Source organism: Vibrio sp. B172a, from assembly GCF_030248355.1.
GTDB lineage: Bacteria > Pseudomonadota > Gammaproteobacteria > Enterobacterales > Vibrionaceae > Vibrio > Vibrio owensii.
Window position 1 is genome coordinate 140,285 of sequence record NZ_JAHGAC010000035.1, and the last position, 14,385, is coordinate 154,669.

Here is a 14,385-nt window from a genome sequence, read left to right on the forward strand (position 1 = left end):
TCTTACTCCAAGGACTCTACTGGTTTGCTAGCGAGTGAGTTCCGCAATCATGATTGACGCGGTATAAATTAAGAATGCGCCGATCAAGGTAATCACGGTCGCCTTTTGGACTTTTTCATTGGTACGATAACGAAATAGCACAAACGCTACTCCAATCAATACCGCTATGGCTAACAATCTGGTCATACCGTCTCCTTGTCCAATAATAAGAACTTATCCGATTCCATAGACAGTTGCGCAAGGAATCATTGTAACCCATTTCTACGTAGCTTACGGTCAACTTAGCGTAGATTTTGAAGCGATTGCTCCCGTTTTGATCAATTTTCTGTTCTAAACTGAACAACTTATCACCAGCCTAGACAACTCTCATCAAATCCTACCATTGGTCTCTCCCCTTCCATACATACCAAGAATGACCAACATAGAGAGTTATTTGTTCAATTAATCAGCAAATCTATGAAACTAAGACAATAAAACCCGCATAATGTGTTGAAAATAAATCTTCATTTGGGTGTTGAAATGGTAACAAAACATGATAGAGTTCACACGTTAATGGTGACCAGCATCATTAACTAACCTTTACTCATTTGATTGAGTAAATGTTCCGATGAAGACTGCAGGAGAGTGGTTATTAACCAAATTTTAACATTTGGTTAGAGTAACTCGCCGAAGAATTAACTATTTCAGGTGCTACCTTGGTAGCGGGGACTGTAGTTGGAGGAACCTCTGGAGAGAACCGTTAAATCGGTCGCCGAAGGAGCAAGTCCTGCACATGTGTGCGGGGTGAAACTCTCAGGCAAAAGGACAGAGGAGTGGAAAGTAACAACCTAACTATTTGGCGTTCCCGCCTTATTTTGAATAGCATGGCTATTCGAGATCTTTGATCTCGTCCTTTCCCTCTTCTCCTTATTAGTTGTTTTATTAAGGGGAAATCATGAACGACCTACAATCTTTACTTCAAACCATTGATAACTTTGTCTGGGGTCCACCACTGCTGCTTTTGCTTGTGGGTACCGGTGTTTACTTCACTTTTAGCCTAGGCTTGATCCAATTTAAGCACCTACCAACTGCGTTAGCGATGGTATTCAGTAAAGATAAGTCATCTGATAAACAGGGTGACGTTTCTAGTTTTGCAGCGCTATGTACTGCGCTGTCTGCAACCATTGGTACAGGTAACATCGTTGGTGTTGCTACCGCAATCAAACTTGGTGGTCCTGGTGCCCTATTCTGGATGTGGCTCGCTGCCCTATTCGGTATGGCAACTAAATACGCTGAGTGTCTTCTTGCGGTGAAATACCGTCGTGTTGACGACAAAGGCCAAATGATTGGTGGTCCTATGTACTATCTGCAATATGGTGTTGGCTCGAAAGCGCTGGCTATCATGTTCGCGGTATTTGCATTGGGCGTTGCCTGTTTTGGTATCGGTACCTTCCCACAAGTGAATGCGATTCTTGATGCAAGCGAGATTTCTCTTGGTGTAAACCGTGAACTATCTGCTTTCATCCTGACACTGCTAGTGGCATTCGTTACATTGGGTGGTATCAAGTCGATTGCGAGCGTAGCAGGTAAAGTGGTTCCAGCAATGGCGCTATTTTATGTGCTAGCGTGTTTGAGTGTGATCATCATGAACGCGGACCAATTACTAAACGCAGTTGAGTTGGTGTTGGTGTCTGCATTCACTTCAACCGCAGCAACTGGTGGTTTCTTGGGTGCAAGCATTATGCTAGCAATCCAATCTGGTATCGCACGTGGTGTATTCTCAAACGAATCAGGTTTGGGTAGTGCACCAATGGCAGCCGCAGCTGCGAAAACGGATTCTTGTGTTAAACAAGGTCTGATTTCAATGACGGGTACCTTCTTCGATACCATCATCATTTGTACCATGACAGGCCTTGCTTTGATCCTTACGGGTGCATGGCAAAGTGACCTAGCAGGTGCGGCGATGACAACACACGCATTTGCCGTTGGTTTGAACGCAGAGACATTAGGCCCAATGCTGGTGTCTATCGGTCTTATGTTCTTCGCGTTTACCACCATTCTTGGCTGGAACTACTACGGTGAGCGTTGCGTTGTGTTCCTATTCGGTACCAAAGCTGTGCTTCCATACAAACTGATTTTCGTTGGTTTGGTAGCATCTGGCGCATTCCTTCACCTTGATATGATTTGGCTACTGGCTGATATCGTAAACGGTCTGATGGCAATTCCTAACCTGATTGGTTTGATTGCTCTGCGCCATGTGGTGTTGGAAGAAACAAAACTGTTCTTCAAGCCGTCATCTCAATCGGATGATTTTGATGCAGTGAAAGCATAATCCAAGCTAGAAACTTTAAGCCCGCTGACTCAGCGGGCTTTTTTATATCCCCCTTTCTTATTATTCCTTTCATTCTATTTGACACTTCACTCTTTATTTTCCACTCGGCTAATAATTCCCACCAAGTTATCAAATAATTAAACTTATAATGACATGTGTGACAATATTAAATTAAATGTCAGCATCACTGTTATTTAGTAACTCCTAAACCATATTATTGCTGTGTGATTATTTTGGTTCTTTCATTGAAGCTATATCACTAAATGAAAGATTAACATGGCACAAAGTTGATGTTTTACTATGATTATGGTTTCTTCTATCAATAGGTAGCTAACTATTAAAACCATCAAAATAAAAGTGACCTAATTTTAATTTTTATTCATATAACAGAGATGAGTGGTTTCTTTCTACTCGTCTCTTTCGCTTTATAATAAAAACAAAAATAATCGTATGATCTTATATAACCCTATTAAAAACACGCTTTCTAACAGCAATAAAACGGTAAAAATTGGGTATCGTGAATCACAAATCCTCACTTTGCTTCTCGAACATTCCCCCGCAGTTGTTGAAAAGCGAGACATTGTGCAATTTGCATGGGGGAACGAATACATTGGTGAAACTTCGTTGGCGAAGAGCATCAGTGTGCTCAGGCAGACCTTTACCAAAGTGGGGATAAAAGAGTCCCCTATCGTTACTGTCCCTAAGGTCGGGTATCGTTTAGTTGAAGGCATCTTGCTCAACGAATGCCTTGTCGCTGCGACTCCACCAGATGAAAAAGTACAACAGAAATCAGTGCAGCAGCCAACACCACCACTGCCGAACAAACATGAAACCAACTATAAAAACTTAGCGTGCTATATCGTTTCTCTGGGCATTCTATTTGCGGCCAGTCTAGTAAGTGCGAGTAAGTTTCATAGCAAATACAGTCACCCTCAACGCAACAAAGCCTTAAATGAACACACTATTGGGACACTAGAGGTATACACCGATCCCAATACGCAGTTATCAACGCACCTTGAACAGTTACTGGCTCAACATCAGTGTAATTGCGTGGTTTACATCGAGGAAAACGAGCAGTTCTCTGAGTTGTCTTGGTTGAATAAGCACACGCGAAAATCCATCAATGTGTTCTATACGGCAGGTCAGTTCGAACAAGCCTCTCAAGCGATCGGTCAGTTTATTGCGGAGGAAAGCCAATGAAGGCGTATATTGCCGTAGCCCTCTCTTGCGTGGTCTTTTTCGGCGCTTGGAAGCTACCTTGCTATCACGATACCGAAGATAAACGCTATCACCACAGTGTGGTCGATATTCTTCCTCATGAGCACACTGTTCGGATTGATGGCTTAACCCGGGTCAATCACCGCGTTATCACTCATATCGCTTCGTTACAAGACGAATCAATGTCGAACCCCATCATCCTTAGCTTTAAGGGCAAGTCACGCCCTTATTCGGATACGAGCTTGTCAGTCTCTGGCAAAATGAATCTGCTATCGGTGCAAGAAATTCGCCCTGCGTTAAATGATTCGTTTCTTTCGCCCTATCTTGTGCTAAACGATGACCCTATCTATTTTGATATCGAAGTACTGCTTCAAACTGAAACCTTCTCTCTTATCCGAGATAAACAAACTGGCCGCACTAAACTGTTGGCTAAGCGATAAACTTTTCGCTTGAAATAACCCTTTTGATATTCGCCTTGTGATGAGTGAGTTTTATTCGCTTAAAAGTCATTCATTACAGGGCTTCGCTCCCTATTACTTCATTTACTTCTAATTAAGTATGAGTAAATTTAATTATTACTAATATTTAATTCTGCATTGTTCAATTGAGAAAAACTTCTTAATTAGGTTTTACTTATATAAATTGAAGTCTAGCTTTCATTAAAATCGTATAAATCAATTTTCAAATTATTCTGACAATATTCGACTTCGTTACTGAGTAAATATTCTACGTTGCCCCTTTATGAATATGCCTTCCAGTTATTGCTCTTATTTTCAAAAGGCAATCGATTTCATTAGTTGAAAATGACAGATGCAATAATACAACCCACTGATTCGTTACAGTAATAATATTTCAACTATTTTCAGTACTATCAATCCTATCAGCATGGAACAGTAAACCTGTCCTCGAGATCGGGGCACATAAAACAAATAAAAATACAGCCATGAGGGAACGTTCATGCGAAACATCAACATTAGTTTATTGTCCGCCGCCATCCTGTCTACATTCGCAAGTGGTGTAAATGCAAAGATATATCCAGACCAAATCGTCTTCGACCAGTTAGGTGAAGATGTCTGCCGAGCAGGTTATCGTCCACTTGACCGATATGAAGCTGAAGAGCAAAAAAGTGCCCTACTTACTCGTATGGGTCAATGGCAGATCACGGGCCTCAAAGGCGATTGGGTGATCATGGGACCGGGTTATCATGGACTAATCAAACGTGATACTCCGAATGGCAAAACCTTCTGTTACCCAGACGAAGCACAATCAGAAATCCCGAACTATCCAGCTCGTGCGATTCCTGAAGGCGATGAAATCGATGTTCAATATGAGTTAGTCACCGATCGCTCTGCCTTTGTTCGCCCATTAAGTTACCTTGCGCATAATCTTGGTTACGCATGGGTTGGCGGCAACAACAGCCAATACGTGGGTGAAGACATGAAGGTTGACCGCGTGGGTGATCGCTGGGTGATTCAAGGTAACAACAGTGGCTCTTGTAGTGGTTACCGCTGTGGTGAAAAAACCAAAATCACTGTCGACAACTTTACCTACACGCTAAACGACAAAAACTTCTGGCATGGTGATGTGGTTGAATCGGATCGCGAGCTTGTTAAAACCATCACGGCTATGGCGAGAAACTACAGTAACACACCGCAGCAAATCGTAGTGGATCTGAAACTGGACGAGTCTACCAACTGGTCGAAAACCAACAGTTACGGTTTCGCTCAACAAGTGAAGACAGAAAACGAATTCAAATGGCCATTGGTTGGTAATACCAAGCTGAGTATTACGCTTGAAGCAAACCAAAGCTTCTCAAACTCAAACGGCGCATCCACCAGCGAGCAAGTGACCTTACAAGCTCGCCCAATGGTACCAGCGAACTCTGAGTTACCAGTGCGTGTTGAGTTGTACCGCTCTACTATCTCTTACCCATACCGATTCAATGCTGACGTTAGCTATGACGTGAACTTCTACGGATTCCTTCGTTGGAGTGGCAACGCATGGCATACACACCCAGACAATCGTCCATACCGAAGCCACACCTTTACCATGGGACGTGGTAGCGACAAATCGGCGGATATTCGTTACCAATGGGATCACCGCTATATTCCGGGTGAAGTGAAATGGTGGGATTGGAGTTGGGCAATCAAAGAAGCAGGATTGAGTAGTATGCAATACGCCACTGGCGCGAGCTTACGACCTTTCTACTCTTACGTATCCGGTGATTTTTATGCAGAGTCTCAATACGCAGGCACCATTGAAATTGGCCAAGCGAGTCCACTTGGAATCAGCACTCGCTCAGCGAACGATTTGCCACAAGGTAACACTCAGCGCGTGGGCGATGTGGAAGTTACCACCAACTTTGATGCTGATGAGCTAAGCGCACTTGGGTTTGAAGGTGCAGAGATGACCGTTCAGGCAGCAGACTAACTCTCAATAATAATTACAACGAATCACCAACAACTTGCCCGCGACTCCCCATCGCGGGCTTTTTTACTCATTTCAGACCACTCTTTGCTTTGAGCACTGACGAAATAAAGGAAAACGAGCTTCAGAATAAGCATTAGCAAGGAATGATTTTATGGGATGCCAACCAATTAAGTTAACAATTTGTACATAATGCCCTGATTTAGTAATTTGGGGAAAACAGTTTGCTGCCGCTTGTAAAACAACGCCAAACCAGTATCGCTTACTCAAAAGCGAAAAAGATCATCGTCTTAAATCTCAAAGGTGGCGTGGGAAAGTCGACGTTCTCTGCCAGTTTGGCTAGCAAACTCATCGGAAATGGACATACGGTAGAATTGATAGATTTCGATAAACAGCAATCTACCAACCGTTGGGCCGAGAGCATCGATGAACTACCGAATCAGAGCTATAACCCTTCCCTTCGCAGTTTGTCTAATATTGCTGTCACGCTTAAGGTCAGTAACGCGACAGATTACGTGGTGATCGACTCTCCGGCCAACTTCTCAGAGAGCGACTTAGTGCGTTACCTTAGATACGTCGATTACATAGTCATACCAATGCAACCGTCACCTATTGATTTGCATGCATCGTTGCCATTCATCAACACGCTGATCGAGAAACACATCTTTAAGTCTCGCCAAATCAAAATTGGTTTTGTCATCAACCGATGTGTTCATCAAGACGAAAGGCTCGATCGCGTTATGCGTCTTTTACGCTTCTTCCGCCAGTTCAAAACACTAGGCATAATGAGCGAGTCCGAAGTGTATCAACAACCTTTCATGAACAAAGAGTTAGTCGATGCAAGGAACGTTGACCCAATCCTGTGGGATAACGTGATTAAGTGGTTGAACTAATTACCTCGATTTCCCCAAAAAGTGCGACAAGGTAATGATAGGATCTGGCTCTTTTGATGCCGAATCACAGTAGGTAAGAAGGTAGCTATAGGTCAACATTACCCTTAGAGCCATCTCTAGACAGGAATGAAGAAGCGCACGTTCAATATCTTCAAATTGGTCATATCAGTGTTGCAAAAGTTCTTCCCACACGAATTAGACAACCCGGTTTCCGTGCCTTCTATTATCATTCCCCCCACGAACCAACGTCCAAGTAAAAATCCACCTGCAAACTAGGCGGATTTTTACTTCATTGGCATGGTTTTACACGGAGTAATAGTGCCATTCCCAGTCTTCTTTTTTGCACTCCCCTAATGGGAAGGTTTCTTGTGGAGTGATTAATTTATCTTGCGCTGCAATAGTTTGTAACTCCCACTCGCCCGATGCATGAGTTTCTTTAACAATACCAAACACCGCCTCATTACAATGCTTAAATGCTTTCACGGCTGACCAACCTTTCATCAAACCACCTGTAAATACCGCGGTAATGAGATCACCAACACCAACATAAGGTTTATATGGTAGAACCTTTGGCGCATGAGTGATATAAAACTTGTCCTCATACGCCAGCATCATAGTAAAACGATCTCTAGACTCGGGCAGTGTATGTAAATGCTTAACTAAAACAACGCTTGGTCCTTTTGTTAGCGCTACTTTACATGCTTCTATGGCATCCGTAAGTGAGTGAATCTCCATATCAACAAACTTACTCAATTCATATTGATTAGGTACAATCACATCAGCCAAAGGCATTAAAGCATGTATAAGCATTTCTTCGATGCCTTTATCGACAACACACCCTTTCTTGGGGTCGCCCATAACAGGGTCACAGATGTACATTGCCATTGGGTTGCGTGAACGAACTCCTTCAACTAGGTCAACGACAACATGACATTGTTCGGTGCTACCTTGATAACCGGAAATTACCGCACTGCAGTTACGTAACGCGTGTACTTTATCTAAGCCAATAATAAGATCGGCTAGATGATCAACGGTGTGCACCTCACCAGTCCATCCTTCTGCATATTGCGTATGATTCGAAAATTGAACAGTGTTGATAGGCCAAACTTCCAGTCCCATTCTTTGCAACGGAAATACCGCGCTACTATTTCCTGCATGACCATAAACAACATGACTTTGAATAGAAATAATCCCTCTCATATTAAAATGCTCCCATGCTCACAAGTAACTGAGAAACGATGATCAAACATCCCATAAACAAGCTAAGCATTAAACCTACTTTCCCACCCTTAACTTGATATTTACCTAACCGATTGTTGTGGTTTTCTCTTGATTTAAAAACCATTCCAACGGGAAGAAAAACGGCAAGTATTACTAAGGCGATAGCGGCATAACCTAATGCAATAATAAAACCTTCTGGATAAAAAAGTGCAAAGGCCAAAGGTGGTAAGTAGGTTAACAAAGCGACATAAAATCGATTACCTTTCAAACGTTTCTTCGTCGTATCAAGTAAGAACTCAAATAAACCTAAGCTAACTCCCAAGAACGATGTAACTAAAGCAAGGTCTGCAAACAATCCCACCACTAATGATAAACGCTCACTATTTAAAGTGGCCGATAAAGAAGCAATTAAATTGCTAAGGCTTGAGTTTTCAGTCAATTCAATTTGACTAACAACACCTAACGTACACAGAAGCCAGAATACGTAGATTACAAGTGGTGCACATGAACCTATATACATCGCAATTCTTAATTTCTCGGTTTCACCCTCAAAGTAGTTTACTATGGCAGGAATACTGCCGTGGAAACCGAATGATGTAAAAATCACCGGTAAAGCCGCAAAAACAAGGCCAGACCCCATAGGACTACTAGCAAGAAACTCACCGCTAATATTGGGCGCGAGTGACACAATAACAAATGCCATTGCAACAAGCATTAAACCAAACAAAACACGATTCACTTTATCTACTAAATGCGTCCCAACGGCTACAATCAGTGCAACTACAATCGCAAAGATAATCGCGCCCATAGTGTGATCTATTTCAATAGATAGGATGTGTGCAACCCTATCGACAAATTGCGAGCCGCCACCAGCGATATACGCCGCAGATAAAGAATAGAATAAAAACAACATAGCGACGCCAGCTATATATTTACCTTTTTCACCTAAAAATTTTTTGGCTAAAGTATGCAATGTTGCATCATGTTCTACATATTGATGAACCTCCAACATTAATAGAGACGTATAGGTCATTAATGCCCATAACATCAAAATTAATGTGAATGATATGCTAAAACCTAAACCCGCAGATACGATTGGCAAAGATAACATCCCTGCCCCGATGGATGTACCCGCAATAATAAGGCCACCACCGATTAACTTGGTAATTTTCATAATATACCTGTCTTCATGTATGGGATTAAACTTATATAATTTTAATTATTTAAATAAAAAGCCCCGTAGAACACGAGGCTTTTGTTTTATTTTTATATGTAATCAAAACGTGCATTAAAGAAACGTAATTGCTTAGGTTCATATACAAACTCTAACCCACGAATTTTGTCGCGATTTTGGTAGAGTTCAATAATTCCATCCGCAACTACATCCATATGAGCGTAGGTATATACACGACGAGGAATAGTCAAACGAACCGTTTCAAGTTTTGGTGTGTGGTTTTTACCAGTTACTACATCTCGACCCGCTGATACAATGCCGCGCTCCATACTTCGAACACCTGTTTCGACATAGATACTTGCAGCTAAGCTTTGAGAAGGTAACTGCTCTTGTGTCAGATGAGGGCAGAACAAGCGTGCATCGAGGAACACAGCGTGTCCTCCTGTAGGTTCAACGATAGGTACTCCCGCTGCGCGTAGCTTGTCACCAAGATAACGAACTTGCTTAATGCGGTGTTCGATATATTCAAATTGCATCGCTTCTCGTAGACCTCGCGCCATAGCTTCCATATCACGACCAGCAAGGCCACCATATGATGGCATACCTTCATAAACCACGACCAGCTCACGCGCTTCTGCGTATAGTTCGTCGCTATTCATACATAGAAAACCACCAATATTTACTAGACAGTCTTTCTTACCACTCATAGTACAACCGTCAGCGTAGCTAAACATTTCAAGTACAATCTCGGTGATTGTCTTATCTGCATAACCCTCTTCTTGCTCTTTGATGTAATAAGCATTTTCTACGCATCGTGTGGCATCATAGAAAACGTCAATACCATACTTATTAGTAAGTTCACGGACGTCTCGCATATTTTTCATTGATACTGGTTGGCCACCCGCTAGATTGACTGTTACTGCTAAACAAACATATGCGATATTTTCGGCACCTTGCTCATCAATTAATGATTGAAGTTTATTTAGATCAATATTACCTTTAAATGGAATATCAATTGTCGCGTCATGCGCCTCGTCAATTACAATATCTACAAACGTTGCACCATTTTTTTCTTGATGATAGCGAGTAGTAGTGAAGTACATATTACCCGCTACATACTGGCCTTCTTTGATAGCCATAATAGATAATAAGTTTTCTGCGCCACGCCCTTGGTGAGTTGGGATTATATGTTTAAAGCCAAACAATTCACGAACTGTTGCTTCTAAGTTGTGAAAGTTATCGCTTCCAGCGTAAGCCTCATCGCCGAGCATCATACCCGCCCACTGATTATCACTCATTGCACTTGTACCACTATCGGTAAGCAAATCAATATATACATCTTTGGAGTTTAGAAGAAACGTATTATATCCCGCCTCTTTCATTTTCTCTAAACGTTCTTCGCGTCCGATCATTGATACTGTTTCAACACTTTTAATACGGAATGGTTCAGCTGGATATCTTTTTGTCATGTGGATTACTCCATTATTAATGTAGAAGTCATTGGATTGATAAAGAAGGAATGATTTAAATGCTTACATCCGTTTCTCAATGCTATTTAAATTCACTTCATACTATTTGTGAATATTTAAAGGTTCGATATTAATGAATATCAATGTAAAAAAAGAGGATATATGAGTAGAAAGCTTGCTATAACTTGATTGGTAGATATGAATAACTTTATCTATTTGGTTTTTGATAGTGAATTTGTAAAAAACTAGGGAAAAATAACCTATATTTCAAAAGACAAAAAAAATATAATAATGATCTTACGCAAAGAAATACTGCGCATAAAGTGACATAGAATCGTATGCAAAAAATATCGTGTTCATTATAAATAATGAGCATATGAATCACACATTTTACTTTTTTAAAACATACCAAGATAAAATCAGAAAAGTCATACTGTAAATAATAAATTACACAATCACCATTCGGAATGCGCTATTTTCATTTTGAATGAACTAACTCTCAGCTATTCGTAGTTATCTTTACCTATTCCTAATCAACTTAACGAAGTAGATATCAGAACCCTAATATTGTCGACGAAAGTCCCAAAATAAAAAGAGACAAGCATCGGCGCTTGTCTCTTTTTGTTTCTATTCAAAGTTTCACCAGAAACTTAATCTCGCAACCATTGGTGCTCTTCACCATCACCTTGCTTGTTAAAAAAAGAAGAGTGTTGTTGCTTGAACTGGTCCGCTTTTATCTCTGAAATCGGCCATTGACTGAAGTCTTCGCGAATGAAGTCATCCTCAATACCAAACTCTAAGCTTCTTAGCTTACTGCCAACAAAGCGGTAAATGTAGCTCTCTCCCGAATCTTCACAAAGCATTGGGACATGAGACATAGGCTGACCATTTACCGAAACAGATACCCACTTGCTGCTCTCAGGCTTACACGCTTCTTGGTTAACCACATCAATCTCGAATTTATTGTCTAGTGTGGTTCCGACAAACACTGCGGTTGACTCTTTTAAGTAAACGCGGCGTAACAACAGCTGTTTAGTATCTTGCGTGCGCGTGGCTTGGATGCCATTGGAAAACGGCTCAAAGTAAGCCCAGTGCCAATCCCACCTCATTCCTTTCTCGGCGAAGTTCAACTGGGGAACCGTCTTCCATGCGACGATCCCGAGCAAGACGACGATAAATAGAACTAAAGCGATGACAATTCGAATAAGAACACGCATTAGGCTGGCTTTTCTACAAGTAGTTTAATACCAAGCGCCACAAGCACGGCACCTGTTGCTCCTTCCATCCACTTCATAAAGCTCGCGTTTTTCAGTAGCGTTTTTGCTGAGTTCAAGGCGCCAGCCAAACCACATTGCCATACCATTGCAATAATGAAGTGGATTGAAGCCATCATCATTGATTGCAACAACGGAGAACCTTCCGGGTTAACAAACTGAGGCAAGAAAGCGAGATAAAACACGGCGGTTTTTGGGTTCAATACATTAGAAAGGAAACCTTCGCGGAATGAGCGTTTGCCACTGTAAGCTTGATGCGCTTGTTCAGAAACCGCAATGCCGCCATTTTTCTTCATCAGTGCACGTAGGCTGCTCAAGCCAAGCCAAATTAAGTAAGCGGCGCCAACCATTTTTACCATTTGGAACAGTTCAGCAGATTGAGCAAGAACGGCAGAAATACCCACAGCAGAAAACAGCGCATGAACAAATAGCCCGAAACAGATCCCCAAGCTGGTTGTACAACCATCTTTAAGACCAGCGCGGCTTGTATTGCGAATCACCAATGCGGTGTCCAATCCTGGCGTGAGCGTCAAAATCGTAATGGCAATAAGAAATGCCTCAAAATTTAAAATATCCATATTCTTTTAATAAGTTGTTGTGTATCACCCATCAATACCGTCAATCCGCTTGATTCGCAAGCAACTTTTGCGGTGTGCTATACAAGTGACTGAATTTGTGCACAATAGACCTGCATTATTTGTTAATAAATAGTAAATTAGACACACTTCTCTATCGGCATTGTCTTGATGCTGCCTTTTTCTCTGCATCGGTGTCGAGAGATATGAACGTACGTTCAAGGACCCCATTTGGGGCGTTTAAGGAAAGAACATAACAAAAGAGTAGTCACATGAGCGCATTTCAAAAACTCGTCGAACATTCAAAAAAAGTCTCTAACTTTGGTCACCTATCTGCAATCGTAGGGTGGGATCAAGCTGCCGTCATGCCAGCAGGCGGTGCGGAAGCTCGCTCTAACGCGATGGCTGAACTAGAGGTGCATATGCACTCTCTTATGACTCAACCTCATTTGGGTGACCTGTTTGCTCAAGCAGAAGAAGAGTCATTATCAACGCAAGATCAAGCGGTATTGCGTGAAATGAAACGCGATTGGCAACAAGCAAACCTGCTGCCTGAATCTTTGGTGCAAGCACAGTCACTAGCAGGCTCTAAATGTGAGCATGCTTGGCGTACCCAACGTGGCAATGACGATTGGGTTGGCTTCGAAAAGAACTGGGCTGAAGTGGTTAAGCTTTCTCAAGAAGAAGCACAAATTCGCGCAGAAGCGGCTGGCACGTCACCTTACGACGCAATGCTAGAACTTTACGAACCAGGCACAACCTCTGCGTCTCTAGACGTGCTATTTGCGGACGTGAAAACCTGGCTACCATCAATGATTGATGAAGCCATCGAAAAGCAAAAAGCCAACAACATCCTGCTTCCGAACGGCCATTACCCTGCTGAAAAGCAAAAAGCACTGGGGTTGGAAGTCATGAAGCTGCTGCAATTCGACTTTGAACATGGCCGCCTTGATGAAAGCGTTCACCCATTCTGCGGCGGTGTTCCGACAGATGTTCGTATTACTACTCGCTACGATGAAAAAGAGTTCGTGCAATCATTAATGGGCATCGTGCATGAAACAGGTCACGCGCGTTATGAGCAAGGTCTTCCAAAATCGTTAGCTGGCACAATGGCTGGCCAAGCTCGTTCAATGGGCATCCACGAATCTCAATCTCTATTCTTCGAGATGCAAGTGGGTCGCAGCCAAGCATTTGTTGAGCACCTTGCTCGTCTGGCTTCTAACCATTTTGAAGGTCCTGAGTTCGCTCAAGACAACTTGTCGAAAATCTACACGCACGTAGAAAAAGGCTTTATCCGCGTTGACGCTGACGAACTGACATACCCTGCTCACGTTATCCTACGTTACGAGATTGAACGCGACCTAATGAACGGCGTGATCAAACACACTGACGTTCCAGAGCTGTGGAACGAGAAGATGAAGGCTTACTTAGGTCTGTCAACAGAAGGTAACTTCAAGAACGGTTGTATGCAGGATATCCACTGGACAGATGGCGCCTTTGGTTACTTCCCATCATACACGCTTGGCGCGATGTACGCGGCGCAGTTTATGGCAGCGATGCAGAAAACCGTGGACGTAGATGGCGCGATTCACTCTGGCGATCTGTCACCAATCTTTAATTGGTTATCAGACAACATCTGGAGCAAAGGCAGCCTGTTCTCGACCGATGATTTGGTGACGCAAGCAACAGGTGAAGTGTTAAACGCGAAGCACTTCAAAGCGCACTTGGAAAATCGTTACTTGAGTAAATAACTTTCGCCAAGTCATCACACGAAAAAAGGCTGGTTTAATACCAGCCTTTTTGTTTGCGCTAGAGTCTACTCA

At 42.4% G+C, this 14,385-nt stretch carries 12 protein-coding genes and 1 riboswitch; of the genes, 6 read left to right on the plus strand and 6 right to left on the minus strand.

The window, feature by feature from the left end:
• Window positions 1–27: 27 nt before the first annotated feature.
• A complete protein-coding gene (locus tag KIT90_RS24875) occupies window positions 28–186 on the minus strand; it encodes a hypothetical protein (RefSeq protein ID WP_005434065.1) in 159 nt (52 codons plus the stop codon).
• A 530-nt stretch (window positions 187–716) separates the two neighbouring features.
• A riboswitch (glycine riboswitch) is annotated at window positions 717–818 on the plus strand.
• Between the two features lie 116 nt (window positions 819–934).
• Between KIT90_RS24875 and KIT90_RS24880 the strand changes: the two genes are divergently transcribed.
• The 5 genes from KIT90_RS24880 (at window position 935) to KIT90_RS24900 (ending at window position 6,849) form a co-directional block, all read left to right on the plus strand.
• Window positions 935–2,311, plus strand: a complete 1,377-nt coding sequence (locus tag KIT90_RS24880; RefSeq protein WP_005446084.1) for a sodium:alanine symporter family protein — start codon at window positions 935–937, stop codon at window positions 2,309–2,311.
• A gap of 450 nt (window positions 2,312–2,761) precedes the next feature.
• Complete coding sequence (locus KIT90_RS24885) at window positions 2,762–3,511, plus strand: winged helix-turn-helix domain-containing protein (RefSeq protein ID WP_285379226.1); 750 nt, start codon at window positions 2,762–2,764, stop codon at window positions 3,509–3,511.
• A complete protein-coding gene (locus KIT90_RS24890; RefSeq protein ID WP_005443522.1) occupies window positions 3,508–3,969 on the plus strand; it encodes a hypothetical protein in 462 nt (153 codons plus the stop codon). Before KIT90_RS24885 ends, KIT90_RS24890 begins: the two co-directional genes overlap by 4 nt.
• Before the next feature lie 517 nt (window positions 3,970–4,486).
• Window positions 4,487–5,959, plus strand: a complete 1,473-nt coding sequence (locus KIT90_RS24895) for an aerolysin family beta-barrel pore-forming toxin (protein WP_285379228.1) — start codon at window positions 4,487–4,489, stop codon at window positions 5,957–5,959.
• A 221-nt stretch (window positions 5,960–6,180) separates the two neighbouring features.
• Window positions 6,181–6,849, plus strand: a complete 669-nt coding sequence (locus KIT90_RS24900) for a ParA family protein (protein WP_285379230.1) — start codon at window positions 6,181–6,183, stop codon at window positions 6,847–6,849.
• Between the two features lie 303 nt (window positions 6,850–7,152).
• Here the strand turns inward: KIT90_RS24900 and pdxY are convergent, their stop codons facing one another.
• The 5 genes from pdxY to KIT90_RS24925 all read right to left on the minus strand — a co-directional run bounded on the left by pdxY (window position 7,153) and on the right by KIT90_RS24925 (window position 12,565).
• A complete protein-coding gene (gene pdxY / locus KIT90_RS24905) occupies window positions 7,153–8,049 on the minus strand; it encodes a pyridoxal kinase PdxY (protein WP_285379232.1) in 897 nt (298 codons plus the stop codon).
• A 1-nt stretch (window position 8,050) separates the two neighbouring features.
• Entirely contained in the window at window positions 8,051–9,244 is a 1,194-nt protein-coding gene (locus tag KIT90_RS24910) for an aromatic amino acid transport family protein (protein ID WP_285379235.1), read from the minus strand.
• A 92-nt stretch (window positions 9,245–9,336) separates the two neighbouring features.
• Entirely contained in the window at window positions 9,337–10,713 is a 1,377-nt protein-coding gene (locus KIT90_RS24915; RefSeq protein WP_285379237.1) for a tyrosine phenol-lyase, read from the minus strand.
• A 650-nt stretch (window positions 10,714–11,363) separates the two neighbouring features.
• Entirely contained in the window at window positions 11,364–11,930 is a 567-nt protein-coding gene (locus tag KIT90_RS24920) for a hypothetical protein (protein WP_038894035.1), read from the minus strand.
• Window positions 11,930–12,565, minus strand: coding sequence for a LysE family translocator (locus KIT90_RS24925; RefSeq protein WP_285379238.1), 636 nt, complete (start codon window positions 12,563–12,565; stop codon window positions 11,930–11,932). The genes KIT90_RS24920 and KIT90_RS24925 overlap by 1 nt, the downstream gene beginning before the upstream one ends.
• A 269-nt stretch (window positions 12,566–12,834) precedes the next feature.
• Between KIT90_RS24925 and KIT90_RS24930 the strand changes: the two genes are divergently transcribed.
• A complete protein-coding gene (locus KIT90_RS24930) occupies window positions 12,835–14,313 on the plus strand; it encodes a carboxypeptidase M32 (protein WP_285379239.1) in 1,479 nt (492 codons plus the stop codon).
• Window positions 14,314–14,385: the final 72 nt, after the last annotated feature.